Source organism: Erythrobacter sp. AP23 (assembly GCF_001542855.1).
Lineage (GTDB): Bacteria > Pseudomonadota > Alphaproteobacteria > Sphingomonadales > Sphingomonadaceae > Qipengyuania.
Map to the genome: position 1 here is coordinate 315,360 of NZ_LNBY01000015.1, position 26,720 is coordinate 342,079.

At 66.0% G+C, this 26,720-nt stretch carries 27 protein-coding genes; 10 read left to right on the forward strand and 17 right to left on the reverse strand.

Annotated elements, in window-relative coordinates; genetic code table 11:
* Positions 1 to 62 precede the first annotated feature (62 nt).
* Entirely contained in the window at positions 63 to 359 is a 297-nt protein-coding gene (locus ASS64_RS08310) for a hypothetical protein (RefSeq protein WP_067692584.1), read from the reverse strand.
* A gap of 120 nt (positions 360 to 479) precedes the next feature.
* Between ASS64_RS08310 and recQ the strand changes: the two genes are divergently transcribed.
* From recQ to asd, 5 genes are all read left to right on the forward strand, one after another.
* Positions 480 to 2,249, forward strand: coding sequence for a DNA helicase RecQ (gene recQ, locus ASS64_RS08315; protein ID WP_067692587.1), 1,770 nt, complete (start codon positions 480 to 482; stop codon positions 2,247 to 2,249).
* A gap of 92 nt (positions 2,250 to 2,341) precedes the next feature.
* Complete coding sequence (locus ASS64_RS08320; protein ID WP_067692590.1) at positions 2,342 to 2,599, forward strand: hypothetical protein; 258 nt, start codon at positions 2,342 to 2,344, stop codon at positions 2,597 to 2,599.
* 55 nt (positions 2,600 to 2,654) lie between these two features.
* Positions 2,655 to 3,641, forward strand: a complete 987-nt coding sequence (locus tag ASS64_RS08325; protein WP_067692593.1) for a right-handed parallel beta-helix repeat-containing protein — start codon at positions 2,655 to 2,657, stop codon at positions 3,639 to 3,641.
* Positions 3,642 to 3,687: 46 nt separating this feature from the next.
* Entirely contained in the window at positions 3,688 to 3,951 is a 264-nt protein-coding gene (locus tag ASS64_RS08330) for a DksA/TraR family C4-type zinc finger protein (RefSeq protein WP_067692596.1), read from the forward strand.
* A 28-nt stretch (positions 3,952 to 3,979) separates the two neighbouring features.
* Positions 3,980 to 4,840 carry an archaetidylserine decarboxylase gene (gene asd, locus ASS64_RS08335; RefSeq protein ID WP_067692599.1) on the forward strand — a complete coding sequence of 287 codons (861 nt, stop codon included), beginning with the start codon at positions 3,980 to 3,982 and terminating at the stop codon, positions 4,838 to 4,840.
* Here asd and ASS64_RS08340 read toward each other — a convergent pair.
* The 3 genes from ASS64_RS08340 to xth are packed head-to-tail and all read right to left on the reverse strand — an operon-like array spanning position 4,819 to position 7,162.
* A complete protein-coding gene (locus ASS64_RS08340; RefSeq protein WP_067692602.1) occupies positions 4,819 to 5,319 on the reverse strand; it encodes a GNAT family N-acetyltransferase in 501 nt (166 codons plus the stop codon). The two genes, asd and ASS64_RS08340, sit on opposite strands and share 22 nt — an antisense overlap.
* Positions 5,316 to 6,422, reverse strand: coding sequence for a GTP cyclohydrolase II (ribA, locus tag ASS64_RS08345; RefSeq protein ID WP_083508244.1), 1,107 nt, complete (start codon positions 6,420 to 6,422; stop codon positions 5,316 to 5,318). Before ribA ends, ASS64_RS08340 begins: the two co-directional genes overlap by 4 nt.
* Positions 6,371 to 7,162: an exodeoxyribonuclease III gene (gene xth, locus ASS64_RS08350; protein WP_067692608.1), complete on the reverse strand. Its 792-nt coding sequence runs from the start codon at positions 7,160 to 7,162 to the stop codon at positions 6,371 to 6,373. The genes ribA and xth overlap by 52 nt, the downstream gene beginning before the upstream one ends.
* A gap of 288 nt (positions 7,163 to 7,450) precedes the next feature.
* Between xth and ASS64_RS08355 the strand changes: the two genes are divergently transcribed.
* Complete coding sequence (locus ASS64_RS08355; protein ID WP_067692611.1) at positions 7,451 to 8,851, forward strand: alkaline phosphatase; 1,401 nt, start codon at positions 7,451 to 7,453, stop codon at positions 8,849 to 8,851.
* Positions 8,852 to 9,236: 385 nt separating this feature from the next.
* Here the strand turns inward: ASS64_RS08355 and ASS64_RS08360 are convergent, their stop codons facing one another.
* The 5 genes from ASS64_RS08360 to pabB form a co-directional block, all read right to left on the reverse strand.
* On the reverse strand, positions 9,237 to 9,899 hold the full coding sequence (locus tag ASS64_RS08360) for an outer membrane lipoprotein carrier protein LolA (RefSeq protein WP_067692614.1): 663 nt from the start codon (positions 9,897 to 9,899) through the stop codon (positions 9,237 to 9,239).
* Positions 9,900 to 9,974: 75 nt separating this feature from the next.
* Complete coding sequence (gene rpmG / locus ASS64_RS08365) at positions 9,975 to 10,142, reverse strand: 50S ribosomal protein L33 (RefSeq protein WP_067692617.1); 168 nt, start codon at positions 10,140 to 10,142, stop codon at positions 9,975 to 9,977.
* 265 nt (positions 10,143 to 10,407) lie between these two features.
* Positions 10,408 to 10,812: an alternative ribosome rescue aminoacyl-tRNA hydrolase ArfB gene (gene arfB / locus ASS64_RS08370; protein WP_067692620.1), complete on the reverse strand. Its 405-nt coding sequence runs from the start codon at positions 10,810 to 10,812 to the stop codon at positions 10,408 to 10,410.
* Positions 10,813 to 11,475: an RluA family pseudouridine synthase gene (locus ASS64_RS08375; protein ID WP_067692623.1), complete on the reverse strand. Its 663-nt coding sequence runs from the start codon at positions 11,473 to 11,475 to the stop codon at positions 10,813 to 10,815.
* On the reverse strand, positions 11,472 to 13,283 hold the full coding sequence (pabB, locus tag ASS64_RS08380) for an aminodeoxychorismate synthase component I (protein WP_067692625.1): 1,812 nt from the start codon (positions 13,281 to 13,283) through the stop codon (positions 11,472 to 11,474). Before pabB ends, ASS64_RS08375 begins: the two co-directional genes overlap by 4 nt.
* Positions 13,284 to 13,393: 110 nt before the next feature.
* Here pabB and ASS64_RS08385 point away from each other — a divergent pair, with 110 nt between their 5' ends.
* Positions 13,394 to 14,920, forward strand: coding sequence for a helicase HerA-like domain-containing protein (locus ASS64_RS08385; RefSeq protein ID WP_067692628.1), 1,527 nt, complete (start codon positions 13,394 to 13,396; stop codon positions 14,918 to 14,920).
* Here the strand turns inward: ASS64_RS08385 and ASS64_RS08390 are convergent.
* The 6 genes from ASS64_RS08390 to ASS64_RS08415 form a co-directional block, all read right to left on the reverse strand.
* Positions 14,917 to 16,329, reverse strand: coding sequence for an ATP-binding protein (locus tag ASS64_RS08390; RefSeq protein ID WP_067692631.1), 1,413 nt, complete (start codon positions 16,327 to 16,329; stop codon positions 14,917 to 14,919). The genes ASS64_RS08385 and ASS64_RS08390 overlap by 4 nt on opposite strands.
* A complete protein-coding gene (locus tag ASS64_RS08395; protein WP_067692634.1) occupies positions 16,329 to 17,069 on the reverse strand; it encodes a response regulator in 741 nt (246 codons plus the stop codon). The genes ASS64_RS08390 and ASS64_RS08395 overlap by 1 nt, the downstream gene beginning before the upstream one ends.
* A gap of 50 nt (positions 17,070 to 17,119) precedes the next feature.
* Entirely contained in the window at positions 17,120 to 17,785 is a 666-nt protein-coding gene (locus ASS64_RS08400; protein ID WP_067692637.1) for an EF-hand domain-containing protein, read from the reverse strand.
* 180 nt (positions 17,786 to 17,965) lie between these two features.
* The gene (locus tag ASS64_RS08405; protein ID WP_067692640.1) at positions 17,966 to 18,364 is read right to left on the reverse strand and encodes a cupin domain-containing protein; all 399 of its coding nucleotides are present in this window, start codon (positions 18,362 to 18,364) and stop codon (positions 17,966 to 17,968) included.
* A 1-nt stretch (position 18,365) separates the two neighbouring features.
* Positions 18,366 to 18,761 carry a VOC family protein gene (locus ASS64_RS08410; RefSeq protein ID WP_067692643.1) on the reverse strand — a complete coding sequence of 132 codons (396 nt, stop codon included), beginning with the start codon at positions 18,759 to 18,761 and terminating at the stop codon, positions 18,366 to 18,368.
* 72 nt (positions 18,762 to 18,833) lie between these two features.
* On the reverse strand, positions 18,834 to 20,636 hold the full coding sequence (locus tag ASS64_RS08415) for an aminopeptidase P family protein (RefSeq protein WP_067693137.1): 1,803 nt from the start codon (positions 20,634 to 20,636) through the stop codon (positions 18,834 to 18,836).
* Between the two features lie 151 nt (positions 20,637 to 20,787).
* Here ASS64_RS08415 and ASS64_RS08420 point away from each other — a divergent pair, with 151 nt between their 5' ends.
* The 3 genes from ASS64_RS08420 to ASS64_RS08430 are packed head-to-tail and all read left to right on the forward strand — an operon-like array spanning position 20,788 to position 23,945.
* On the forward strand, positions 20,788 to 22,935 hold the full coding sequence (locus ASS64_RS08420) for a S9 family peptidase (RefSeq protein ID WP_067693140.1): 2,148 nt from the start codon (positions 20,788 to 20,790) through the stop codon (positions 22,933 to 22,935).
* Positions 22,932 to 23,543, forward strand: coding sequence for an HAD family phosphatase (locus ASS64_RS08425; protein WP_067692646.1), 612 nt, complete (start codon positions 22,932 to 22,934; stop codon positions 23,541 to 23,543). Before ASS64_RS08420 ends, ASS64_RS08425 begins: the two co-directional genes overlap by 4 nt.
* Before the next feature lie 9 nt (positions 23,544 to 23,552).
* A complete protein-coding gene (locus tag ASS64_RS08430; RefSeq protein WP_067692649.1) occupies positions 23,553 to 23,945 on the forward strand; it encodes a thioesterase family protein in 393 nt (130 codons plus the stop codon).
* Here ASS64_RS08430 and ald read toward each other — a convergent pair.
* The gene (gene ald / locus ASS64_RS08435; protein WP_067692652.1) at positions 23,942 to 25,057 is read right to left on the reverse strand and encodes an alanine dehydrogenase; all 1,116 of its coding nucleotides are present in this window, start codon (positions 25,055 to 25,057) and stop codon (positions 23,942 to 23,944) included. The two genes, ASS64_RS08430 and ald, sit on opposite strands and share 4 nt — an antisense overlap.
* 70 nt (positions 25,058 to 25,127) lie before the next feature.
* Positions 25,128 to 26,705: a DUF389 domain-containing protein gene (locus tag ASS64_RS08440; RefSeq protein ID WP_067692655.1), complete on the reverse strand. Its 1,578-nt coding sequence runs from the start codon at positions 26,703 to 26,705 to the stop codon at positions 25,128 to 25,130.
* Positions 26,706 to 26,720 lie beyond the last annotated feature (15 nt).

Genomic DNA, 26,720 nt, shown 5'->3' on the forward strand with positions numbered 1-26,720 from the left:
GCTAGGCGCTCGCGCGCGAAGCGCAAAGGACGCTACGGCGCGGCTGCCCGCACGTCGGCCGATCAGTTGCCGATATCTTCGGCCATCGCATCCATCGCGGCAGCGGCCGTGTCGGCGGCATTGTCGCCAGCTTCCTGGATCTGCGCCTCTTCGCTCGGGGACATGCCTTCGGGTTCGGGGGCCGTTTCTTCGATCGTGGCCGCCGGATCCTCGACCGGCTCGGCATCGATGTCGGCCAGCGCTTCGTCCGCCGCGATTTCGACAGTGTCGGCTTCGGCTTCGGTCGAAGCATCCTCGGTGCTGCCGCAGGCGGCAAGCGCGATGGTGGCGGCGGCGGTCAGGGCGATACGGAATTTCATGGCGTCTCTCTCCGGATTGGACGTGTTGCCGGCGGATAAAGCGCAAGCGGAGTGCGCTGGGCAAGGGGAAAATCGCATACCGCCGGTTGCGCCTGCGCGCGTGTCTGGCATCAGGCCGGGATGAGCGGAAACGCAGGCGCACTCCAGGCCCTAAAGGACACATTCGGTTTCGACGCCTTTCGCGGGCGGCAGGGAGAGGTCGTTGCGCGCGTGCTCAATCGGCAATCGACGCTGGCCGTCATGCCGACCGGCGCGGGCAAGTCGCTCACCTATCAGCTCCCCGCGGTGATGATGGAAGGCACCTGCGTGGTCATCAGTCCGCTGATCGCGCTGATGCACGACCAGCTGCGCAGCGCGCGCGCCAACGGTATCCGCGCGGCCACGCTGACCAGCGCCGATGCCGACTGGCGCGAGACGCAGGAGGCTTTCCGCGCGGGCGAGCTCGATCTGCTCTATGTCGCGCCCGAGCGTGCAAGCCAGCCAGCTTTCCGCGAGTTCCTGAGCGCCGCACCCCTGTGCCTGTTCGCGATCGACGAGGCGCATTGCGTGTCCGAATGGGGGCACGATTTCCGCCCCGACTACCGGCTGCTGCGCGGGGTGATGGATGGTTTTCCGCAGGTCCCGCGCCTCGCTCTGACCGCGACCGCCGACCAGCAGACGCGCGCCGATGTGATGGCGCAGCTCGGTATTGCCGAAGATGGACTCGTTCTCGCCGGGTTCGATCGGCCCAATATCCGCTACGCCATCCGCCACCGCGACAATCCGGTGCGCCAGCTGACCAATTTGATGGCGAGCGAGGCGGGGCCGGGAATCGTCTATGCTCAGACGAGGCGCAAGGTGGAGGATCTGGCCGAGAAGCTCGCCCCCGCGACCGGAAGGCCGGTGCTGCCTTATCACGCGGGGCTGGATTCCAAGGTTCGCGCAGCCAATCAGGCCGCCTTCGTTGCCAGCGAGGACATGGTGATCGTCGCCACGGTCGCCTTCGGCATGGGGATCGACAAGCCCGACGTGCGGTTCGTCGCGCATGTCGGCGTGCCGAAGTCGATCGAGGCCTATTATCAGGAAACCGGCCGCGCGGGGCGCGACGGCGATCCGAGCCAGGCGGTCATGTTCTGGGGCGCGGGCGATTTCGCGACCGCGCGCCAGCGGCTCGCCGAAGTCGAGGAGGCGCGGCGCAATGCCGAGCGCGCGCGGCTCGATGCGCTCGCCGGGCTGGTAGAGACTGCCGAATGCCGCCGCGCGGTGCTGCTGCGGCATTTCGGCGAGGATCCGCCCAGAACCTGCGGCAATTGCGACAATTGTCTCGAACAACCCGGGGTCACCGACGTCACCGAACTGGCGCGCAAGCTCTTGTCGGCGGTCTACCGCACCGGGCAGAGCTTCGGCATGGGGCACTTGCAGAAGGTCCTGACCGGCAACGAGGACGAGCGCGTGCGTCAACGCGGGCACGACCGGCTGAGCGTGTTCGGCATCGTCGGGGGCGAGGAGGCGCGCCTGCTCCAGCCGCTGTCGCGGGCCTTGCAGGCGCGCGGCGACCTTGTCGCGACCGAGCATGGCGGGCTGGCGCTGGGCGGATCGGCGCGCGCAATCCTCAAGGGGGAGAGCGCGGTCGAGATCGTCGTCCCACCCAGGCGACAACGCAAGCGCCGCGGCGATGCAACGCCCAATCCGGTGGGCGACCCGCTTTTCGAGGCGCTGCGCGCCTTGCGCAAGGAACTGGCCGAGGAGGCGCAGGTGCCGCCCTATGTGATCTTCCACGATTCCACTCTGCGCGAAATGGCAGCAGCGCGGCCTGCAACGACCGCACAATTGGCTCAACTGCCGGGCATCGGCGCGAAGAAGCTGGAAGCCTATGGAGAGCGTTTCCTGCGCACGATCGCCCAACATTGACCGCCGACCGACCGTGGGACTATTTCGAAGGCGAAGAGGCGGTGTCGCGCCCCGGCGTCCTCGCCGTGGTCGCCTCATGAAGGAGAGCTGAGGTGAAAGACGAGAGACCTTGGTTCGCCCCGAAGCGCTATGGCTATGGAGCGGGCCTGCCGATCGCCTGGCAGGGATGGGCCGTTCTCGCAGTATACATCATTGTGATGATCGCACCGGCACCGCTGATCGAACGGGATCCGATCATCGGCCTCGCCATCGTCGCTCCCATCTGGCTGGTCGCAACCATATTGGTGATATTCATCGCGAAACGTAAGACACGCGGCGGATGGCGCTTCCGCGATGGCGAAGAGGAGTAAGCTGTATTTGCGAGGGATTAGGGCGTTGTTAACCATAAGCGCCTAGGCAAGCAGCATGGCTTCGCCCTTCGTACCCCATGCCACCCGCCTGCCGCGCTGGCTGCTTGCAGCAGTCGCGGCCATGGCGGTGAGCGCGATCCCGCTGGCCGCGGTGCTCGCGCAGGGTGGCGGGCCGTCGACGTTCACCGTGGCCGAAACGGGGCGCGGCTATGCCTCGCTGCAGGACGCCGTCGACGCGATCGGCGACCGCGAGGGCACGATCGTCATCGCGCCAGGAAACTGGAACGAATGTGCCGTCCAGCGCGACGGCGTGGTCCACTTTCGCGCCGCGCAGCCGGGGTCATCGTTGCTCGGCGGGCGTGCGTGCGAGGGCAAGGCCGCGCTGGTCCTGCGCGGCCGTGGCGCCAGCGTCGACGGGCTCGTTTTCGCCGACCTTTCGGTCGAGGATGGCAATGGCGCGGGGATCCGGCTCGAACGCGGACCTCTGCGCGTGTCGCAAAGCTGGTTTCGCGACAGCCAGCAGGGGATCATGACCACCAATGGCGTGAACAGCGAACTGGTGGTCGACAAATCGACTTTCACGCGGCTCGGCACCTGCGAGAATTCGGCAGGCTGCGCGCATTCGATCTATGCCGGCGACTATGGCAGCGTCACGGTCACCCGCAGCCGCTTCGAACAGGGCACGGGCGGGCACTACCTCAAGTCGCGCGCCGCGCATATCGTGGTCGAGGAGTGCAGCTTCGACGATGCCAACGGCCGCGGCACCAATTATCTGATCGACCTGCCCAATGGCGGCACCGGCGTGATCCGAGGCAACTGGATGGTGCAGGGGCGCGACAAGGAAAACTGGTCGGCGATGATCGCGATCGGCGCCGAAGGCGCGCGCTATACCTCGGACGGTTTGGTGATCGCCGACAACAATGCGCGTCTGGTGCCCGGCCTTTCGCGCAGCCCGGCTTTCGTGGCCGACTGGACCGGCGATGCGCTGGTGCTGGGCGAAAACGCTCTCGGCCCCGGCGTGCGCCAGGTCGAACGACGCTGAGGAAACCTGCCTCCTTTTCGCTCGTTGATCGGGAAAGGAGCAGACGATGGCCGGTGGCTGGGCCCGCGACGGGGCCGTTCAGGAACAGATCGAGGATTCGGTAAGCGATGCCGTCAGCGCGGCACGTTCGCGCCTGCCGTCGGGCGCAAGCGCCCGCCATTGCGACGAATGCGGCGAAGCGATCCCGGCGAAGCGGCGCGAGGCGCTGCCGGGTGTGCGAACCTGCGTCGAATGCCAGACGGGCCGCGACGGCGCCGTTCGGCACTCCGACATCAATCGCCGCGGAAGCAAGGATAGCCAGTTGCGCTGATGCGGTCAGTCCGACATCGCTCCCCGCCATGACCTCGCCCTTCATCTGGTTGCAGCATGCCCTGCCCCACCATTCGGTCTCGCGCGCCGCAGGCAAACTCGCATCCAGCCGGGTGCCATGGCTCCGCGACCTGCTGATCCGCCGGTTCGTCGATGCCTATGATGTCGACATGGGCGAGGCCGCCCGCGGACTGGGCGAATTCGACAGCTTCAACGACTTCTTCACCCGCGAATTGAAGCCGGGTGCCCGGCCGCTGGCGGATGCATCGCAATTCGTGCTCAGCCCGGCGGACGGTGCGGTCAGCCAGATCGGCCGGATCGAGGGTGGGCGTATCTTCCAGGCCAAGGGGCGCCACTTTACGGCCGAACAATTGCTCGGCGGCGATGCCGCCTCCGCAGCGCGCTTCGAGGGTGGCCATTTCGCGACGATCTACCTAAGCCCGCGCGATTATCACCGGGTCCACATGCCTGCCTCGGGCGATCTCGAGAGCGCGACCTATGTACCAGGCGATCTGTTCAGCGTGAATCAGGTCACGGCGGAGAACGTCGATGGCCTGTTCGCGCGTAACGAGCGGCTGGCCTGTCTGTTCGCCGGCGAGGACGGCCGTTTCGCCAGCGTCATGGTCGGCGCGATGATCGTCGCGGGGATCGAGACCGTATGGTCCGGCCCGATTGAAACCCATTCGCCGACCCTGGCACGCGAGGACTTCGCCAGCGGCACGCATCGCCTTGCCGTAGGCGCCGAAATGGGACGCTTCATCCTCGGCTCGACTGTCGTGTTGCTGTTCGAGCCCCGCATGGTCGAGTGGCTCGACGGGATCGTGGCCGGCGATACCGTCCGCATGGGACAGGCGCTCGGCCGGCGGCTTCAGCCGAAAGCGGGCGCGTAGCTTACCGTTCCGCTCGGCGCATCGCCATCGATCACCAGCCGCTGGAAGTATTCGGCGGGCGGGCCGGGGAAGACGAGCTGCGGATCGTGTTCGAAGCCGAAGCGCTGATAATAGGCCGGATCGCCCAGCAGCACGATGCCCCGCGCGCCGCGCATCCGCATATCGGCGATAGCGCGTTGCATCAGCCGCAAGCCGACCCCCTGGCGTTGCAGCGACGGCAATACCGCGATCGGGCCGAGGCCGTACCAATCGGGCGAGCCATCGGATATCTGCACCGGTGAGACGGCAACATGGCCGACGATCCGCTCGCCATCCTCTGCCACCAGCGAGAGCGTCAGATCACCGTCCGATCTAAGGCGGTCGATGATGCGCACTTCGCTGCCGTCGCTATGCGGCGAATCTGCGAAGGCCGCCTGCGTGACCACGCCGATCGCTGCATGGTCGCGCGGCTCCTCGGGGCGGATGGCGATGGCGGTCACAGCAAATGCCCCGACCGGTCGCGCTTGGTCGCGAGGTAACGGGTGTTGTGCGGGTTGTCGGGCAGCGCGTGCGGAACCCGCTCCGCGATGTGCACGCCCTGCGCGGAGAGTGCGTCGACCTTGGCCGGGTTGTTGGTCATCAAGCGGATCGCCTTGACCTCGAGCAGGTCGAGCATTCGGGCCGCGGTGGGGAAATCGCGCGCCTCGTCGGGCAGGCCAAGCCGCGTGTTGGCATCGACCGTATCGAAGCCCTGATCCTGCAGGCGATAGGCGCGCAGCTTGTTGACGAGGCCGATCCCGCGCCCTTCCTGCCGCATATAGAGCAGCACGCCCCATCCGCCCTTCTCCGCCTCGCTCGCCATCGCATGCAGCGCAGCGTCGAGCTGAGGCCCGCAATCGCATTTGAGGCTGCCGAGGATGTCGCCGGTCAGGCATTCGGAATGCAGCCGCACCAGCGGCGCGCGGTCGGCGGTCTGCTCGCCGATGATCAGTGCGACATGCTCGCGCGTATCGTCGGGGCTGCGGAAGGCGACGATCCGCGCATCCTCCGCCGCCGCCACGGGCAGCCGCGCGCGTGAGGCGATCTGCAGGCGCGTGGCGTCGGCAAAGGCGGCGACGTCGGTCGCGCTGAGCGGGACGACCTCAGCCGCTCCTTGCGGGTCGACGAGAAATGCGGGCAGCACGCCGGCCATGCGCGCCAGTTCGAGCGCGGCACGCGCCTGGTCCTCCCAGTCGAGATGCAATGCCTTGAACGGCCCCTTGAGCGGGTTCGCCATGTCGAGCGCAGGGTCTGCCACGGCGAGAGCGGCAGACAGGTCGAAGGGGTCGGCGGCACGCATCAGCACCGGCTGGCGCGGCGCTGCGGCCTCGATCTGGTTGATGAGCTTGAGTGTTGCCGCTCGCGTGGCGGAAATGAGCATCGCCTCGCCCGAAACATCGCCGAACGCCGTTTCGACCGGTTGCAGCACGGGCGCGCCTTCGATGGCGAGCGGCCAGCCGTGGCGCAGCGCATCGACCGCTTGCGCGGCGCGGCGGGAAGGTGACGCTGCGCTCAGAGGGTGAACTCCGTTACCAGGGGCACATGGTCCGACGGCTTTTCCCAGTCGCGTGCATATTCATGGACCGAATGGCGCTGCGCCTGCTTCGCCAGTTCGGGGCTCGCCCACATATGGTCGAGCCGGCGCCCGCGATCGTTGGCTTTCCAATCCTTCGCGCGATAGCTCCACCAGCTATAATAGCGCTCGGGTGCCTTGATGTGCTCGCGCCCGATATCGGCCCAGCCATGCGCATCCATGAAGCGCTGGAGGCTCTCGACCTCGATTGGCGTGTGGCTGACGACCTTGAGGAGCTGCTTGTGGCTCCACACATCGCTTTCGAGCGGGGCGATGTTGAAATCGCCGACGATCAGCGTGGGGCGATCGATCGCATCGGCCCAGCGGGTCATGCGCTCGAGGAAGTCGAGCTTCTGGCCGAACTTGGGATTGACCTCGCGGTCCGGCTCGTCGCCGCCGGCGGGGACATAGACGTTCTCGACGATCATCCCCTCGTGATCGGTCAGCTCGACGCCGACATGGCGCGCCTCGCCATTGTCCTGCCAGTCATGGCGCGAGAATTCCCTGAGCGGTGTTTTCGCGACCGTCGCGACGCCGTGATAGCCCTTCTGCCCGTGGACCGCGAAATGCTCGTAGCCGAGTTCGCGGAACGCCTCGTAGGGGAACTGGTGTTCCTGGCACTTGATTTCCTGCAGGCACAGAACGTCGGGCGACTGCTCCTTGATGAAACGTTCGACGATCGGCATGCGCAGGCGGACGGAATTGATGTTCCAGGTAGCGATAGAAACCATGAGGGCGGGTTAGGCGAGCCCTTCGACTGTCGCAAGCGTCGGGGATCGGTCATGCAGGAGTCTTTGCTTGGTGCGCCTTCGCATCCGTCGATGGCTTGCGGCTGTTCCGTCCCGCTCCCCCGCCCGGCCACCCACGACACGACACTGGTTGGGTGGCCGGGCGAGGGAGTGGGACAAAGCAGCCAAGGGAAGCGCGGATGCGCCTCACGCACGCAACAAAGAACCGTCGCGCTTTCGTCATGCCGAGCGGTGATATAGGGCGCGCGTTCAGATCCAGGGAGTTTCCAGATGACCATTCGTTCGCTTTGCCTTGCCACCGCCGCTGCGCTCGCGCTCGGAGGGTGCACCGCCACCGTCGCGCAGGAGTCGCCGCAGGCCGCGGCCGCTGCGGTCCCGGAGGAAAAGCGGGCCAAAAACGTCATCCTCTTCGTCGGCGATGGCATGGGCATCTCCACCGTCACCGCAGCCCGCATCTACGCCGGCCAGAAGCTTGGCCAGACCGGCGAGGAATACGTCCTGCCGTTCGAGACATTCGGCAATGTCGCCCTGGTGAAGACCTATAATACCGATGCGCAGGTCCCCGATAGCGCGGGGACGGCCAGCGCGATGCATACCGGGGTGAAGACCAAGATCGGCGTTCTCGGCTACGGCCCCGATATCGCGCGCGGCGATTGCAGGTCGGGCAGGGGTAAGGAACTCGCGCTGCTCGGCGAGGAAGTCACCGCACGCGGCCTCGCGCTCGGCATCGTCAGCACCGCGCGGCTCACGCATGCGACGCCCGCCTCGGTCTATGCGCGCAGCGTCAGCCGCGACTGGGAAGCCGATGCCTGGATCCCCGAAGACCAGCGCGGTCTCGGCTGCACCGACATTGCCAGCCAGCTGATCGCTGCGCCCTTCGACGTCGCGCTCGGCGGCGGCAGCGTCGCCTTCTACGGGGAGGCGCAGGACGGGCGACGGATCGAGGCGGATGCCGATCTGCCCGCCGCATGGGTGGCCGCAACCAGCGGAAGTTTCGTGACCACGACTGCCGACATGCGGGCTGCGCCCGCCGATAAGCCATTGTTCGGCCTCTTCTCGCGCAGCCACATGACCTATATGGTCGACCGCGAAGCCGACAGCAGCGAGCCGACGCTGACCGACATGACCGCTGCGGCGATTTCGCGCCTCAGTGCCGATCCGCAGGGCTATTACCTCATGGTCGAAAGCGGGCGCATCGATCACGGCCATCACGAAGGCCGCGCGGGCTATGCACTAGAGGAAACGGTGGAATTCGCCCGAGCGATCCAGTGGGCGATCGACAATACCGATCCCGAAGAGACGCTCATCATGGTGACTGCAGACCATAGCCACGTCTTCACGATCGCCGGCTATCCCAAGCGCGGCAATCCCATCCTCGGGCTCGTCACCAACCCGCGCGACGATGGGCCGTCGCTGGCCGAGGACGGCAAGCCCTACACCACGCTCGGCTATGCCAACGGCATGGGCGCGTTTTCGGGCGAACGTCCGATGCCCGAAACCGGGGTGCGGGCGCGCCAGCAGGCGACAGTTCCCCTCTATTCGGAAACGCACGCGGGCGAGGATGTGGCGCTCTATGCGACCGGCCCGGGCGCGGAAAACGTGCGCGGCGTGATGGAGCAGAACCTGATCTACGACGTGATCCGCAAGGCTTTCGGCTGGGAAGGAAAGTAAGCGGAATCTTTGTTGCGTGCGGGAAGCGCGTCCGCGCTTCCCTTGGCTGTTCCATCCCGCTCCCCCACCCGGCCACCCACGGCACGGTATCCTATGGGTGGCCGGGTGGGTGAGTAAGCCGGAACAGCCGCAAGCCTTCGACGGATGTCGAAGGCGCACCCAAGCAAGAACACAAAAAACCCCCGCGCCGGGGGCATTGGCGCGGGGGTTTCCTGTGAGCGTTCGTCACGCTTGGAACGAGAAGAACCAGATCGAGGGGATCAACAGGGGGGAAATCCGCCTCGCGTCGTCTCGTGATATGTAGATTATGTCTCGCCCGATTGCTGTTCAATGAACGGTGGCAAGCGGGATATCCCGCAGATCGCACCGCTCACCGCCAAAACGTTTACCCCGGGCGGCGGGACGAACGGCGCGGATCGCGAAATGTGAACGCGCTATCGGCCACGGCGACACCGTAACGCTGGTTCGAGAGCCTAACGGTAGTGCGATGGTTCTGCGAATCGAGCGCGACCCAGTGGGTCAGGCGCAGACCGCCGGGGGCCGATGCGTCGCGTGCGAAGATCAGCGTGATCACCCCGAATTCGGGACGCTTGGTATCGCGCACCTCGACGCTGACTACGTCGGGGTGGTTGGTGGGGACCAGTTTGCCGTATCGCTTCACGTCGCGGCTGGGATCGAGCAGCGCGCCCAATGGCGAATTCTTGATCGGCCAGCGCTGGACCTGGTTCACTTCGTAGTCGACCATATACATCGAACTGCCGTTCGAGACGACGAGCATGGGCACGCCCTTCTCGTACTGGAAACGGATCTTGCCGGGGCGTTTCAGCGTCATCACCCCGCGCACGCTTTGCCCGCTGCGATCGGTCTGGACGAAATCCGCCTTCATGGTCGAAATGCCGCGCAAAGCGGCGACCGCGCGATCGAGGTCGCCCTCGGCAGCGACAACCGGGGCCGGGGCCAGCACGGCGGAAACGGGAAGCGCCGCGGCCAGCGAAAGAGCCAGCGCGGCGCGAATCGGTTTGTTCGATTTCGAAGACAAGATGCTCATGCTCCTGCGATTAGGACTGGAGCATTGAACCATCACTGAACCCGGCTCGTTCCCGCGGTTCAGCTTGGCAGAGCATTACTTGATCTTGGCTTCCTTGAACTCGACGTGCTTGCGCACGACGGGATCGTATTTGCGGAAGGTGAACTTTTCCGTGTGGTTACGCGGATTCTTCTTGGTCACGTAATAGAAGCCCGTGTCGGCGGTCGAGACGAGCTTGATCTTGACGGTTGCGGGCTTCGCCATGGCGTGTTCCTAAAGATCTTTCTGAATGGCCCTCGGGCCGAAATAATAAGGGCGGCGTGTTCCTTGCGCTTGGTCAGACCGGTTCCGCCCCACTCCCCCTCCCGGCCACCCATCAGCATACCCTAGTGGGTGGCCGGGAGGGGGAGTGGGCTGGTGCCGAAATCGTTTCCCAGAAACGAAAAGAACGGCTGCACCGCCGTCCGGCGCGCCCTTTGTGTGATTCACGGGGAAAAGTCAAGCATTGCGGAGTGGGCAGGTATCTCGACTACCAGTCGACCTTGCCGCGCTTCGCCTTCACCTCGCCCCGTGCTTTCTTCGCCTTCAGCCGCTTGACCTTGCCGACGCGATTGACGCGGCTCTTCTTGCGCTTCTTCGGCGGGGTGAGCGCTTCGCCCAGCAGCGCGACGAGCCGTTCGCGTGCGGCCTCGCGATTCTGGTCCTGTGTGCGGTATTCGTTCGCGGTCAGCACGATTTCGCCGCCCTTGGTCAGCTTGCTGCCCGCGATCTCCTTGAGCCGCTCGAACGCTTCCGGCGGCATGCCCAGCTGGAATAGGTCGACGCGCAACTGGACCGCGGTGGCGACCTTGTTGACGTTCTGCCCGCCGGGGCCCGAGGAAGCGATGAACTTCTCCTCGGCGATTTCGAGCGCCTTTTCGGCAATGCGTCCCATTCAATCCTGGCCATCCGACAAGCCGAGGGCGGCGAAATCCTGCGGTAGCGGGGCCCGGGCGGCAATCGGCGGTTTGCCCTCGCGCGGAACGGTTATCGCTGCGGCATGCAGCATGGTGCGTGGTGCACCCTTGCCGTTGCCGTAGACCGGGTCGCCCAGCAGCGGGTGGCCCAGCCCCGCCTGGCAATGCACGCGGATCTGGTGCGTGCGGCCGGTCTCGGGCCGGAACTCGAGCAACGCGCGACCGTCCTTCTCCGCCAGCATCCGCCAATGGGTGACCGACGGCTTGCCCTTCTTCGCCGCGATCATCCGCCAGCCCTTCTCGGCGCTGCTGATCTTGGACAGCGACAGTTCGATCCTCCCCTCGGTAGCGCCGGGTACGCCGGCAAGCACACCGAGATAGCGCTTCTCGACCACCCGATCCTCGAAGCTCTTGGCAAACCGTTTGAGCGCCTTGGGATTGCGCGCCAGCAGCAGGCAGCCGCTGGTATCGGTGTCGATCCGGTGGACGGGCACGGGGGCGCGCTGGAAACCCAGTTTCAGCTCTTCGAAATGATCCTCGAGACATGGGCCGCCTCGGCGCGGACGTTCGATCGGCAGGCCCGCGGGCTTGTCGATCACCAGCGCCTCGCCGTCTTCGAACAGGAGCGGGATGTGCGTCATGTCTTGAGCGTCGCTTTCATTTCCAGCCGGAGCGCGTTGCCGAGCAGGAAACCCTCCGCGAGATCTTCGATCCTCAGCTCGGCTTCCCTCGCCCTGCCCTCGTCCAGCAGGGTCTGGCGATAGACACCGGGCAGCAGGCCGAGGCTGGCGGGAGGGGTCAGGAGCACGCCGTCCTCGCCCTTCACGAAGATATTGGTCACACAGCCTTCGGTCAGCAGCCCGTCCTCGCGCACGAACAACGCCTCCTGCGCGCCGTGCTGTCGGACGATGCGCTGCGCATCTTCATAGAAGCCGCGATCAGAACTCTTGTGCCTTAGGCGCCAGTCCCCCGGATCCACCGGCAGCGGCAGCACGATGCAACTGGCCGGCTGGGGCCAGGCCTCGGGCATGTCCTGCGCCTCGAGCGCTATCGACCCCGCACGCGATGCGAGCAAGCGCACCCGGCTCGGTTTCTCGAGCACGAAACACAGCGCGTGAAGCTGGTTGCGCGCCTCGTGACGGTCGAAGGCGAAGCCCAGTTCGGCCGCGCTCCTCTTGATACGCAGCAAGTGGCTTTCGATATACGGGATCCCCGTTTCGGGCGTAAACCGCATCGTTTCGATCAGGTCGAACTGCGCTGCGCGCTGATCCGGCGCGGACGTGCGCGCAAAGGCGCCCTTGAGAATCGCTTCGCGCCATTCGGTGCGCGGCTCGCTATCGGCGACGATGGCACCTCCTACGCCGAGCACCGCTTTGCCGCGGGCATTCTCGATTTCGGTCAGCCGCAGCGTCCGGATCGCCACGTTGAAGGCGGCATCCCCGTCCGCCCCGATGCGCCCGATCGCGCCGCAATAGGGGCCTCGCGGATCGCGCTCGACATCGCCGATCAGTTCCATCGCGCGGATCTTGGGCGCGCCGGTGATCGAACCGCAGGGAAACAGCGCCCGAACGAGATCGATGGCGCCCTCGTCCTTCTCCAGCCGGGCGCGAACGACGCTCACCATCTGGTGGATGGTCGGATAGCTCTCGATCGCGAAGGGATCGTCCACCCGAACGCTGCCCGCCTCCGCCACGCGCGACAGATCGTTGCGCATGAGGTCGACGATCATCAGGTTCTCCGCCCTGTCCTTGACCGATCGGGCCAGCTCCTCGGCGAAGGCGCGATCCGCCGCGTCGTCATGACCGCGCGGACGCGTGCCCTTCATCGGCTTGGCCTTGGCCTCGCGCGCCTTGAGCGACACGAACAGTTCGGGGCTGAGGCTGAGCAGCCAGTGCGAGCCGTCGAACACCAGCCCGCCATAGCCCGCCTGCGCCGCCGGGCGCAGCGCGGCATAGAGTCCCAGCGGATCCCCGGTGAAGCCGCCTGCCAGCGGGAAGGTGAGGTTTGCCTGGTAGATATCGCCTGCGCGGATCGCCTCCTGCAGCGTGGCGAAGGCCTGCTCGTAACCGCCGGGCGAGAGCTGAGGATCGAGCGGGCCGACGCTGCCGCTGCCCTGGGCATGCGCTTCCAGCCAGCCGGGCACTTCTTCGGCCGCGATGCGCGTCGGGGCATCGAACAGGCCGAGCCACACCAGCGGCCCCGCCGCGCCGCTGCGCGCATCGGCCAGCGGGCGCAGCTTTTCTTCCAGAGCGAGTCCCGCCTCGTAACCGATGTAACCCGCCAGCTCGCCGCCCGCCCGGCGTGCGTCCTCCGCGGCGGAGAGCACCGCGTCGACCTCGTCGGCACGGCGGGCGATGAAAACCTCGCGCGGATTTTCGAACAGCAGCGCATCGGCCGCACCGCTTTCGCGCGCATCGTCGAGCAGGACAAAGGGATGCCGTTCCGCCATCGGTGCCAGCCTTTACCGCTTGGCGAGCGCCTGTCGAGGGATTGCTTGACCGCGCCCACAAGGCTGCGCCAAACGGCCGGGACCTGGGATTGGCGGGAGCAGTCACCTTTATGAGCGAAATATTCCTCGGGCTGGGCGCCAATGACCAGCGCCAGCACCTGCGGCTCGACCAGGCCAATCGGCATGGCCTGATCGCAGGTGCGACGGGCACCGGCAAGACGGTGACCCTGCAAGGGCTGGCCGAGAGCTTTTCCGCGCGCGGTGTCCCGGTCTTCGTCGCCGATGTGAAGGGCGACCTCGCCGGAATTTCGATGGCCGGATCTCCGCAGTTCAAGCATGCCGACAAGCTGGAAGGCCGAGCGCAGGAACTGGGCATGGAGGACTATGCCTATGCCGACAATGCTGCGGTGTTCTGGGATCTCTATGGCGAAAAGGGCTTCCCCATCCGCACGACGATCTCGGAAATGGGGCCCTTGCTGCTGGCGCGGCTGCTCGATCTCAACGATACGCAGGAAGGCGTGCTCAATATCGTCTTCCGCCATGCGGACGAGAACGGCCTGCTGCTGCTCGACCTCGGCGATCTGCAGGCGATGCTCGCCCATGCCTACGACAATGCCAAGGCGTTGTCGGGCACTTATGGCAATGTCTCGAAGCAGAGCGTCGGCGCGATCCAGCGCCAGCTTCTGAGCTTCGAAAGCCAGGGCGCGAATATGTTCTTCGGCGAGCCCGCGCTGGAAATCGACGATTTCCTCAAGCTGGACGAGCAGGGGCGCGGGGTTATCAACGTGCTCGCCGCCGACAGGCTGATGCGCAGCCCCAAGCTCTACGCCACCTTCCTCCTGTGGCTGCTTGCCGAACTGTTCGAGAGCCTGCCTGAGGTCGGCGATCCGGGAAAGCCCAAGCTGGTGTTCTTCTTCGACGAGGCGCATCTGCTGTTCGACGACGCGCCCGAGGCGCTGGAGGACAAGGTCGAGCAGGTGGTGCGGCTGATCCGCTCGAAAGGCGTCGGGGTCTATTTCGTGACCCAGAACCCAGTCGACATCCCGGAAAAGATCGCCGGGCAACTGGGCAATCGCGTACAGCACGCGCTGCGCGCCTTCACCCCGCGCGACAAGCGCGCGATCAAGGCGGCAGCGGAGACGTTCCGCATCAATCCAGATCTCGACGTCGAACAGGCGATTACCGAACTGAAGGTGGGCGAGGCGCTGGTCTCGACGCTCGACGATGACGGTGCTCCGACCGTGGTGCAGCGCACGCTGATTAAGCCGCCGCACTCGCGTCTCGGACCGGTGACCGAAAAGGAGCGCAAGATCGTCAATTCGGTTAGCGAGCTTGATGGCAAGTATGACGAGGCGGTCGACCGCGAGAGCGCGGAGGAAGTGCTCGCCGCCAAGGCCGCCGATGCGGCGGAAACCGCGAAAGAGGTCGAGGAGAAGGGCGAAGCCGAGGTGCGCAAGCGCTCTCGCAAGCACACCTCGATGTGGACAAAGGCGGGCAAGGCTGCTGCCAAGGCGGCGGCCGGTTCGCTGACCTCGATCGCGGTGGCAACGGTCATGGGCAAGAAATCGCGCGCCGACCCGCTGCGCACCGGCGCGACTGCTTTCGTGCGCAACATCATTGGCGGGCTGATGCGCTAGGCGGGCAGCCGCAGTTCTGCCCGCAGTCCCCCCTCGGGTCGGTTGGCGAGGACCAGCGTGCCGCCATGCTGTTCGGCCACCGCACGCGCCAGCGTGAGGCCGAGGCCTGCGCCGCCCGTCTCGCGGTTGCGGCTCGCTTCTCCGCGGGTGAAAGGCTCGAGCATTTCGGCGATCCGCGCTTCGGGAATGCCGGGCCCCTCGTCCTCTACGCGGAGCACCGCCATACCATCCTCGCGCAGCACCGAAACCTGCGCATTGCCGCCATAGCGCAGTGCATTGGTAACCAGATTGCGCAAGCCCCGCTTGAGCCAGGTCAGGTGCACCGGCGCGGCGATCCGGCCGGCGACTTCGAGGGTCACCGGCCTGCCCATATCCTCGAATTCCTCGACCACCGATGCAGCGAGCGCGCCGAGTTCGGTCATCTCGGGCGGTGTGTCGCTGCGCCCGATTCGCGCGAGCGAGAGGATCTCGTCGAGCGTCCGGGTGATGTCCTCGATGGTCGCGGCCATCTTGTCGCGCGCGGCAGCATCCTCGACACTCTCGATGCGCACCCGCAGCGCGGCGAGTGGGGTCTTGAGATCGTGCCCGATCGCGCCGAGCATGACGTCCTTCTCATCGAGCATCGAGCCGATCCGCGCCTGCATCGCATTATGCGCCTCGATCAACCGCCGGACATCGTCCGGTCCGCTCGCCGCCAGCGGCTCTTCGGGCGCGCCTGCGCTACCGAAGCGGCGGGTCCGGTCGGCCAGCGCATGGAGCGGGCGGGTGATCCGGCGCAGGACGAAATAGAGCAGGCCGACCAGCACGAGAAACAACAGCAGCGTCTGCAGCACCAGCGTACGCACGATCGCGCGGTCGGGGGGCGGCACGGCGAGACGCGCGACCTGCCAGCTTTCGCTGCCCTCGCGCCGCAGCCCGACGACGAGCAGTTCATGCGGCGCCTCGCGCAGCCGCTGCGCCCATCGTGGGGCGACCTCGCCGAGCTGGCGGAGCAGTGGATCGGCCGCGAGCGCACGATCGACGGCGACGATTTCCGCCACCTCGACGCCCTGGCGCTCCAGCTGCGCGGCAATGGCATCCTCGCGCTTCGGGTCGCGCGCTTCGCCGGACAGCAGCGGGCTGGCGCTGGCTTGCGAATAGCGAATGCGGCGCGGCAGTCGCAGGAAGGGCTGTTCGCCGATTTGCGGGCGGGCGAGGCGCGGGCGACCTCCGCGCCGGGGCCGGTCTTCACGCAAATCGCGCCGCTGCCCCATCAGCAGCTGGAAGCTGGCCATGCTGGTCAGCGCAAATTCGCGCCGCTCGGTCGCCGCGCGGTAGAGCATGGTCGCCGAAATCGCCTGCGCGATCAGCAGCGCGGCGGCCAGCGCCAGCATGACCTGGCCCAAAAGGCTGTGTGGCAACAGGCGCATCAAGCTTCGTCGCCGGGGCGCTGGAGCCGCGCGACGTCGGCACCGAAACGGTAGCCCCCGCCGCGCACGGTCTGGATGAAATGCGGATTGCGGCTGTCCGCCTCGATCTTGCGGCGCAAGCGGCTGACCTGGTTGTCGACCGCGCGGTCGAACAGTTGCGCCTCGCGCCCCTGGACCATGTCGAGCAGGCGGTCGCGGTCGAGCACCTGGCGCGGATGGTCGCAAAAGGCGCGCAGCATGCGAAATTCGGCGGTCGAGAGCGGGACGAGCGTGCCCTCGGGATCGGTCAGGCGACGCTTGAGCGGATCGAGGTGCCAGCCTTCGAAGCCGTAGACCAGTTCCTCGGACGGTGCGGGTGCGGGGCGTTCGGCGCGGCGCAAGACCGAGCGGATGCGGGCGACCAGCTCGCGCGGTTCGAACGGCTTTGTGACATAATCGTCGGCGCCGATTTCGAGCCCGACGATCCGGTCCATCGCCTCGCCCCTGGCGGTGAGGAGGATGGTGGGAAGTCTGCGGGATTCGACGAGGTGACGGCAGAGTGAAAGCCCGTCCTCGCCCGGCATCATGATGTCGAGCAGGACGATATCCGGCGATTGCTCCCCAAGCAGACTGCGTGCGGCAGCCGCGCTTTCCGCCTCGCGCACGGCAAACCCCTGACGGATGAGATATTCCGCCAGGGGTTCGCGCAGGCTGCGTTCGTCATCGACGAGCAGGATGGTGGTGGGCGCGGGATCGGTCATGCTCTGTCCTTGCCCGCGCCTACCGCCGGGATGCGCGCGCGATCAAGCGCTTACTGGCCGCGCCGCTCGCTGCGCTTGGCCCGCCATTCGGCGCGCATCGCCTGGCGCGCGGCGGTCCGCTCGGCCTGGGTGATCGCGCCGTCGCCATCGGCGTCGACACGGGCGAAGCGGGCTTCGACCGCAGTGTCGAATTCGCTGCGGGTCACGGTGCGATCGCCATCGCTATCGGCCATGCGCAGCATGCGTCGCGGACCCTGGCCACCGCGCATGCCGCGGCGTTCACCGCGCGCCTCGCGCATCGCGGCCAGTTCGTCCTGCGAAAGACCGCCCGAATTGTCGGTATCGAACCGGGCAAAGCGCTCGTCCATGCGTGCGGCCCGGCGCTCGGCGCGTTGTGCCCGGCGCTGTTCGCGGCGTTCCATTCGCGATTCGCGCATGGCTCGCATTTCGTCCTGCGACAATTCGCCGTCACCATTGCTGTCGGCCCTCGCGAACATCTCCTGCTGCATGGCTGCGCGATCCTCGGCATCAAGCACGCCGTCGCCATTGGCGTCCATCCGTTCGAAAGCCTGCGCGCCATGCGCGCGCGCTTCGCTCAGCGTCACCACGCCGTCGCCATCGGCGTCCGGCTTGGTCCAGCGATCCTGATTGGCGAGCGCGGCCGTGCCGGTCAGCGCCAGCGTGGCGGCGGAAAGCGTGAGAAAAGTCTTGGTCATCGCATATCTCCAAAGGTCTGGAGAGCTGCGACGGACCAGGGGGGTCTGAGAGGGATCGTGTAAAGCCCGCCGCAGCTCGTGTCCCTGTTCTAGGGTTGCAATGTCGCAGCAATATCCCGAACCCGGCCTGAATTGTAACGCATTGTACCGCATTAGCGGGTCCGTTCACCGGGGCGAAAGTCAGCGGGGGCGGTGCTGCGTTCCCTCGCCCGCAGTGATGAAAATCGCGCTCGCCTCGTCCTCGACGTCGGCGATATGCCATACGCCCGGCGGGTTGATCGCATATTCGCCCGCTGTCAGCGTCACCGACTCACGGCGACCTCCGGGAAACTCCTGCGTCAGGACCATTTCGCCAGCTATGCAGATCACCACCTCGTCGCCCAGCGGGTGCATTTCCCAGCTCGGCCAGCCTTCGGTGAAGGTGTGCTGGCTGACCAGCCGGCCCTCGCGCCCGTCGGCACCGTGCCGCTGGCCATAAGCCTCGTACCATTCCATCCCGTCGAAGGGCGGCTGGGGGACCGCCGTCGCGCCGAGCCCCAGATGGATGAAGCTGTCGGCGAGACGGCGTGGCCCGGTCATGTCAGCCCACCTTGTCCATGAGGAAGGCGTTCAGCTTGTTGCCGTCCGGATCGCGGAAATAGGCAGCGTAGAACACCATGCCGTTCTCGTCGGGCTCGCCGCGCGGGCCGGGCTCGCCCTCGCAGCTGCCGCCATTGGCGAGCGCGATGTCGTAAAGCCGCTTGACCTGGTCGCGGTCCTTAGCCTGCAGTGCGACCATGGTGCCATTGCCGGTGCTCGCCTCCTTGCCGTCGAACGGCTTGGTCGCGGCGATCCCGGCACCGCCGCCCGGATCGCCCCAGGCGATGAAGCTGTCGAACTCCATCATCCGCCCGACGCCCATTTCGGCGGCGATGGGGTCGTAGAACTTGGCGGCGCGCTCGAGGTCGTTGGTCCCGAGGGTGACGTATCCGATCATGGTGATGCTCCTTGTTTCAGCGACTCGCGACCGCTAGCGATTCGTGAGAACAATACGGGAACAAAGGCATTCCTACAAGGGTGCGCATTCCGCTTTCAGCCATTCGAAGTCCTCACCCGCGAGCTGCGGCGAGAGGGTGTTCCAGACCTTGGCGTGATACTCGTTCCACCAGTCGATTTCGGCCGGGGTGAGCAGGTCCTTGTCGACCAGACGCCGGTCGAGAGGCACGAAGGTCAGCGTTTCGAAGCCGAGATAGTCGCCCTCGCTCTCGATACCGGCCGGCACCACCAGCACGAGATTCTCGATCCGGATGCCATAGGCGCCCGCCTTGTAATAGCCGGGCTCGTTCGACAGGATCATGCCTTCGCGCAGCGGCGTTTCGGTGCCGGGGAATGCGCCGCCGGGCTTGGAGATGCGCTGCGGACCCTCGTGGACCGAGAGATAGCTGCCCACGCCGTGGCCGGTGCCATGGCCGTAATCGACCCCGCCATTCCACAGATGCATCCGTGCGAGCGCATCGAGCGCGCCGCCGCTGGTGCGGTCGGGGAATTTCTGCATGTCGAGCTGGATGTGGCCCTTGAGCACGCGCGTGTTGCGCTCGATCATTTCCGCCGTGGGTTCGCCCGGGCCGACCCAGACGGTGCGCGTGATGTCGGTGGTGCCGTCGAGATACTGGCCGCCCGAATCGCACAGGTAGATCGAGGAGGGCGGGATCGGGATATTGCTGTCCTCGTCCACCTTGTAATGCGGCAGCGCGGCATGCGGACCGGCGGCGCTGATCGTGTCGAAGCTCGCGTCCTTCAGCACGCCGCCCACCTCGCGGAATTCGCGCAGCTTGGCCGCCGCGGTCAGCTCGTCGATTTCGCCCGAAGGCGCATGGATCGAGATCCAGCGCAGGAATCGCGACACCGCCGCCCCGTCGCGGGCCTGCGCGTCGCGGTGGCCCTGCTGTTCGGCAGGGTTCTTGATCGCCTTGGGCAGGACGGTGGGGTCGTCTGCGCGAACCACAGTCGCACCGCCCGCCTTAAGGGCGTGAAAGATACCCGCGACCGCATGGTTAGGATCGACCGCGACGGTCTTGCCTTGCAGCGCTTCGAGCGCGGGCACGAATTCATCCCGGGGTCGTACGGTCACCGCATTGCCGAGATGCTTGGTCAGTTCGGGAGTGACCTTGTCGGGCGCGATGAACAGCTCCGCCGTGCCGTCGGCATGCGCAAGGACATAGGACAGCGCGACGGGCGTATTGTCGACGTCCTTCCCGCGAATGTTGAGCAGCCAGGCGACCGAATCGAGCGCGCTGATGACGGTCGCGTCATAGCCTTCGGCCTTGAGCCAGTCGGCGACTTCGGCGCGCTTGTCGGCGCTCGAGCGGCCGGCGTGCTCCGCGCCATGCGGGACTGCGGCGGCGAGCGAGGCTTGCGGGCGGTCGTCCCAGATCGCATCGATCGGATTGCCCGCGACCGGGACCAGCTCGATGCCCTTCTTGGCGAACAGCTCGTGCGCCTCCTCGGCCCAACCGATGCCGTGGAGCCACGCATCGTAGCCGATCTTCGCACCCTCGGGCGCGTGCTCTGCAATCCACTTCGCAGGTGAAGTGGCGGGCACGTCCTCGTAATCGTAAAGCGTGCCGTCGACCTGCTCGCGCACCTGCACGGTATAGCGGCCGTCGGTGAACATCGCCGCCTTGTCCCTGAGCACTGCGGCGCTGCCCGCGCTGCCGCCGAAGCCGGTCAGCCATTGGAGGCGCTGCGCATAGGCGCCGACATACTCGCTCATATGCTCGTCGGAGATCGGGATCACGAAGCCGTCGAGCCCTCGCTTGGCGAGTTCGCGGCGCAATCCGTCGAGGCGGGCTTCGTAGGTCTGCATCAGCATGGGAGGAATCCTTTCATCGAGGCCGGTTGCGCTTTGCGCGACTCGGCGCTTGCGGGCCATGGCATGGCCGCATAATCACTCCCCATTCATAGTCATCCGCGGCGCCGCTTTCCAGTTTTGCGCCGCTTGGGGAGGACCGATCATGCCTTTCATGCGATACGCCGCGTGCCTATCTGCCGCAGCCCTGGCGCTGGCCGCGCCAACCCATGCCCAGACTTCCGAAGGGACCCAAGTGACACAGCCGACTTCGCCGCCGACTGCCGAGAAGCGCGACCACAGCTATTCGCATCACGGGATCACAATCGCCGATCCCTATCACTGGCTGAAGGACCAGTCCTATCCGACAATCGACGACGAGGATGTGCTCGATCACCTGAAAGCGGAGAACGCCTGGTTCGAAGCGCGGATGGAACCGCACCAGCCGCTGGTCGACGAATTGTTCGAAGAGATGAAGGCGCGGATCAAGGAGGACGATTCCACCGTACCGCAGCGCCGCGGCGACTGGCTCTACTGGTCCGAATTCGAAGAGGGTGCGGAGTATCGCAAATATTACCGCAAGCCGGTGGCCGGCGGCGATCCGGTACTGATCCTCGACGAGAACGAGCTAGCCAAGGACGTCGAATACTTCCGCCTGGGCGCCTTTTCGGTCTCGCAGAACGGGCGCTATCTCGCCTATTCGGCCGATACCAACGGGTCCGAACGCTTTACCGCGCGGATCAAGGATTTGCAGACCGGCGAGATGCTGCCCGACGAAATCCCGGGCACGCTGTCGGGGCTGGTGTGGGTGAAGGACGACACCGCGTTGGTCTATGGCACCGCCGACGACAATTGGCGCGTCCACGATGCGACGATGCATGTGCTGGGCACGCCGGTCAGCGAGGATGTCGAGCTCTATCGCGAAACGCTGGACGAGGGCTTCCGGGTCGGTAGCGGCCTCTCCGCGCAGGAAGACTGGCTGATCATCTCCACCGGCGACAACGAGACCAGCGAGGTCCGCCTTGTTCCCGCAGACGATCCGACTGCCGAGCCGATTCTGGTCAAGCCGCGCACCAAGGGCGTCGAATACGATGTCGACGTGCGCGACGGGACGCTGTGGGTCCATACAAACGACGATCATGTCAATTTCCGGCTGGCAACCGCCTCGCTCGAAGCGCCGGGCGAATGGACCACGCTGATCGCGGGATCGGACGAGTTTTACCTGACCGATTTCGACCTGTTCAAGGACTTCTATGTCACCGAAGGGCGGCTGCGCGGGCTCGACCAGATCCAGCTGCGCTCCTACGCCGATCCCAACCTCGTCAAGCCTGTCGCCTTTGCCGAGGCGAGCTTCAATGCAGGGCTCGATAACAATCCCGAATACGATCAGGACAAGCTGCGCATTTCCTACGAGAGCATGGTCACTCCGGATTCGGTCTATGACTACGACGTCGCCAGCGGCGAGCTCGAACTGCTCAAGCAACAGGAGATACCGAGCGGCTACGATGCCGACCTCTATACCACCGAGCGGGTCGAGATCGCGGCGCGCGACGGGACCATGATCCCGGTCAGCCTGGTCATGCGCAAGGACCGGCCGAAGACCGGCCCGCTGCATCTCTATGCCTATGGCGCCTATGGCTATGCGGTTCCACCGGGCTTTTCCAGCACGCGCCTCAGCCTGGTCGATCGCGGCTTCGCCTATGCCATCGCGCATATTCGCGGCGGCGACGATCTGGGGCGCAAATGGTACCTGCAGGGCAAGCTCAACGAGCGGACCAACACGTTCAACGATTTCGTCGACGCGGCGAAGGGTCTCGTTGCAAAGGGCTATACCGAAAAGGGCAAGATCAGCATCTCGGGCGGTTCGGCGGGCGGCAGCCTGATGGGCGCGGTCGCCAACACCGATCCCGATCTGTGGGGCGCGGTGGTGGCGCATGTGCCCTTCGTCGACATCCTCAACACCATGCTCGACGAGGAACTGCCGCTGACGCCCGGCGAATGGCCCGAATGGGGCAATCCGGTGCTGTCGAAGCAGGCCTTCGCCTATATCCTGAGCTACAGCCCCTACGACCAGGTGGTGGCGCAGGACTATCCGCCGATGCTGGTGACCGCCGGGCTCAACGATCCGCGCGTGACCTATTGGGAACCCGCCAAATGGGTCGCCAAGCTGCGCGAATATAAGACCGACGACAACGAGCTGCTCCTGAAGACCAATATGGGCGCCGGGCACGGCGGCAAGTCGGGCCGTTTCCAGTCGATCCGCGAAACGGCCGAGGAAGTCGCTTTCATCCTGTGGCAGCTGGGTTTTGGGGACGCGGATTGACCATCAGGAATGTCGTCTTCGATATTGGGAATGTCGTCGTCCCGTGGGACCCTCGGGGGATCGAGCGAAAGGCCTTCGGCAGCGAACGGGTCGACGACCCGGCCTTTAGGCCCGCATTGTCCGGCAATCCCATCTGGCTCGCGGTCAATCGCGGCGAGCACACGCTGGCGGATGCGAAAGCGCTTTACATCGCCGAGCTGGGCCTGACCTCGGTCGAGGTCGACCGGCTGTACGATGTGCTGATGGACAGCATGGTGCTGCTCGAAGACACCCATGACCTGATGAAGGACCTGCAGGCGGCGGGCTACCGCCTTTTCGCGATAACCGACAACGTGCACGAAATCGTAGCCCATCTGAAGGAGCGGCACGATTTCTGGCCGATGTTCGAAGCCGCGGCGGTTTCGGCGGAACTGGGCGTGCTGAAGCCCGATCCGAAAATGTACGATCACGTGATCGAGGCGGGTTCGCTGGATCCGGGCGAATGCCTGTTCTTCGATGACGTGCCGGCCAATGTCTCGGGCGCGGAGGCAGTGGGGATGGTCGCACGCCGTTTCACCGATGCGGAGCAGGCGCGGGCCGATCTCGCTTCACTGGGCGTGGCGTTCTAGGCGGTCGGGATGAAAACGCGATTCACCAAGCGCTTTACCGCCAGGGCCGAGCACATTGACGAGCTCGGCCACGTCAATAATGCGGTGTGGGTGCAGTGGATCCAGGACATGGCCACCGCGCATTGGGATGCGGTGGCCCGACCGGAGGATCGCGCGGCGTTCTTCTGGGTCGTGACCCGCCACGAGATCGACTATCGCGGCAACATCGATGCAGGCGAAAGCGTTACCGGCGAAACCTGGATCGAGGGGCCTGCGCGGGGCGCGACCTCGCTGCGCCGCGTCGATTTCCGCAACGATGCGGGCAAGGTCATCGTCGGCGCGGCGACCACCTGGGCGATGCTCGATCGCGCGTCGGGCCGGCTGGTCCGCGTCCGGCCCGAAGTGCTCGAACCCTTCGTCTAGGCGAGGATGTCCGCGACCGGGCGGTAATCGTAGCCCAGTTCGCTGGCGACCGCTTCATAGGTCACTTCGCCCTTGTGGACGTTGAGGCCTTCGGCGAGGTGCGGGTCGGTGGCGAGCGCGGCCTTCCAACCCATGCGGGCAATTCGGAGCGCATGCGGCAGGGTGACGTTGTTGAGCGCATAGGTGCTTGTGCGCGCCACCGCGCCGGGCATGTTGGCGACGCAGTAATGGACGATGTCGTCGACCACATAGGTCGGATCGGCATGCGTGGTCGGCTTGCTGGTTTCGAAGCAGCCGCCCTGGTCGATCGCGACATCGACCAGTACCGCTCCCTTCTGCATGTCGCCGAGCATGTCGCGGGTCACCAGCTTGGGTGCCGCCGCGCCGGGGATCAGCACCGCACCGATGACGAGATCGGCGTTACACACGGCATCGTAGAGATTGGCGGCGTTGGAAAAGCGCGTGCTGGCGCGCGCTTCGAAATGCGTGCCGACCTTCTCCAGCACTTCGGGATCGCGGTCGAGGATGGTGACGTCCGCGCCGAGGCCGACCGCCATCTGCGCGGCGTTGAAGCCGACCACGCCGCCGCCGATGACCACAACCTTGCCCGGCATCACGCCCGGCACCCCGCCGAGCAGCACACCGCGTCCGCCATGCGCCTTCTCGAGCGCGGTCGCGCCGGCCTGCACGCTCATGCGACCGGCGACCTGGCTCATCGGCTTCAAGAGCGGCAACTGGCCGCGCGGACCGGTGACGGTCTCGTAAGCGATGGCGGTGACGCCGCTGTCGACGAGGTCCTTGGTCTGCTCGGGATCGGGGGCGAGGTGCAGGTAAGTGTAGAGGATCTGTCCCTCGCGCAGCTTCTTGCGCTCGACCGCCTGCGGCTCCTTGACCTTCACCACCATCTCGCATTCGGCGAAGATCGCATCGGGTCCGTCGACGATCTTCGCCCCGGCAGCGACATATTGCTCGTCGGCGGCATCGATCCCGCAGCCCGCTTGCGTTTCGATCCATACCTCGTGACCCTGCATGACGAGCTCTTTCGCGCTCTCGGGCGTCAGGCCGACGCGGTATTCGTGATTCTTGATTTCCTTGGGGCTGCCGATGAGCATGGGGAGGACTCCTTATATGGGCGCGCCCGTTACAGCTGTAACCAAGCTGCGGCAAGCCTGCGAGGATGGTCTAGGGCGCGCTTGCCGTCGACCAGGCGGCGCTCACCGTGTCGCCTTGTCCCTCGGCACGCAGGTCGACGAATTTCGCATCTTCGCCGAGCCCTAGGCGTACGGCTTCCAGCGCGTCTTCGCTGCCGGTCAGCGTGATCCGCAGCCCGGTGCGCCGCGCGGCCCAGCCGACCAGCGCGAGGCGGATCGCATTTTCGGCATCCAGCCCTTCCTCGCCCAACGTCACATCGGGCAATTCGGCCAGCGGCGGACGCAATTCGACCGTCCAGCCGGGTACGGTGCGTTCGAGCCGGCGCTCTAGCTCGCGATAGCCTGACAGCGTGAGCCCTTCGAGCGGCTGCGCCGCAGCCTGCGCACGCTTGTTTTCGCGGTCGAGCAGGACGTCGCCTCGTTCGACTCCGGCAATCAGCGCCAGGCTTCGTGCGAGCGCGGCGATCTGCCGTTCGCTGGCCTCGGCCGCTTCGCGCGCGCGGGCCTGCGCCAGCGCGGCCTGTTCGGCGGCGCCCGGATCGGTGCCGACCTGGAACTGGTCGATGTTGACTACCACCGCGCGGCCCAGCCGCTGCACCAGTCGCCGTGCGACCTCGGAGTCCGCATTGGGGTTGAACTCGGGCGTGAAGACGCTGGCTGTTATGGTCACCGGCTCGGTGTCCCAATTGACGACCGGCTGCTCGACGCGCGCGCGATCGGTGAAGGCCTCGGCGACCTCCTGGTTGATGATCCGCTGGCCGTTGGCTTCCCATGCGATGGTCCGCAGCGAAAAGCCCAGCGGCACCGCCATGGCGATGAACACCGCAAGGATGACGACCGATTCGACCTTGCCCTGACGGTTGGTCACGCCCGACTCGAACCCGTAGAGCCGCGCCATGATCGCCGCGGTCAGACCGATGGTAACGAGGTTGGTGATGAACAGGCCCAGCGCCCCGGCGAAGACCGTCCAGTTGAATGTGGCGAGACCGAAGCCGACCACGGCAATCGGCGGCATCAAGGCGGTGGCGATGGCCACGCCGACGATCGTGCCCTCGCGTCCGCGGATTACCGCATAGGAGCCTGCCAGTGCCGAGAACAACGCCACCAGCAGGTCGAACAGATTGGGCCGCGTGCGTGCGGCGATTTCCTCGGTCACCGTCTGGAGCGGAGAGAAGAAGACGATCAGCGCGCAGAAAAGGATGGCGAAGAGCGAGCCGGCAGCCAGCGCCTTGCCGCAACGCCGCAGCCAGTCGGCATCGCCGGTCGCCAGCGAAAAGCCCGTTCCGATGATCGGACTCATCAGTGGCGACAGCAGCATGGCGCCGATCACCACGGCGGGTGAGGAGAGCAGCAGGCCGAGGATGGCGATCCCGGCGCTCATCGCGGTCATGAAGATATAGCGACTGGTCAGCAGCGATTCGCCACGCACCCGCTCAATCGTGGCGACGTGATCGAGGTCGGCGATGACCCCGTCGCGCCACCACATGCGGATTTCCGCGAGCGCACGCAGGAGAGTCCAGCGGCTGATCGGGCGCCGCTTGGATTGCTCGCTCCCCCCCGAAGCACCCGATGGGGCGGGAGTGGCGGAAGTCTCGGTCGCGGTAGGCATTGCTGCGCGATTTAG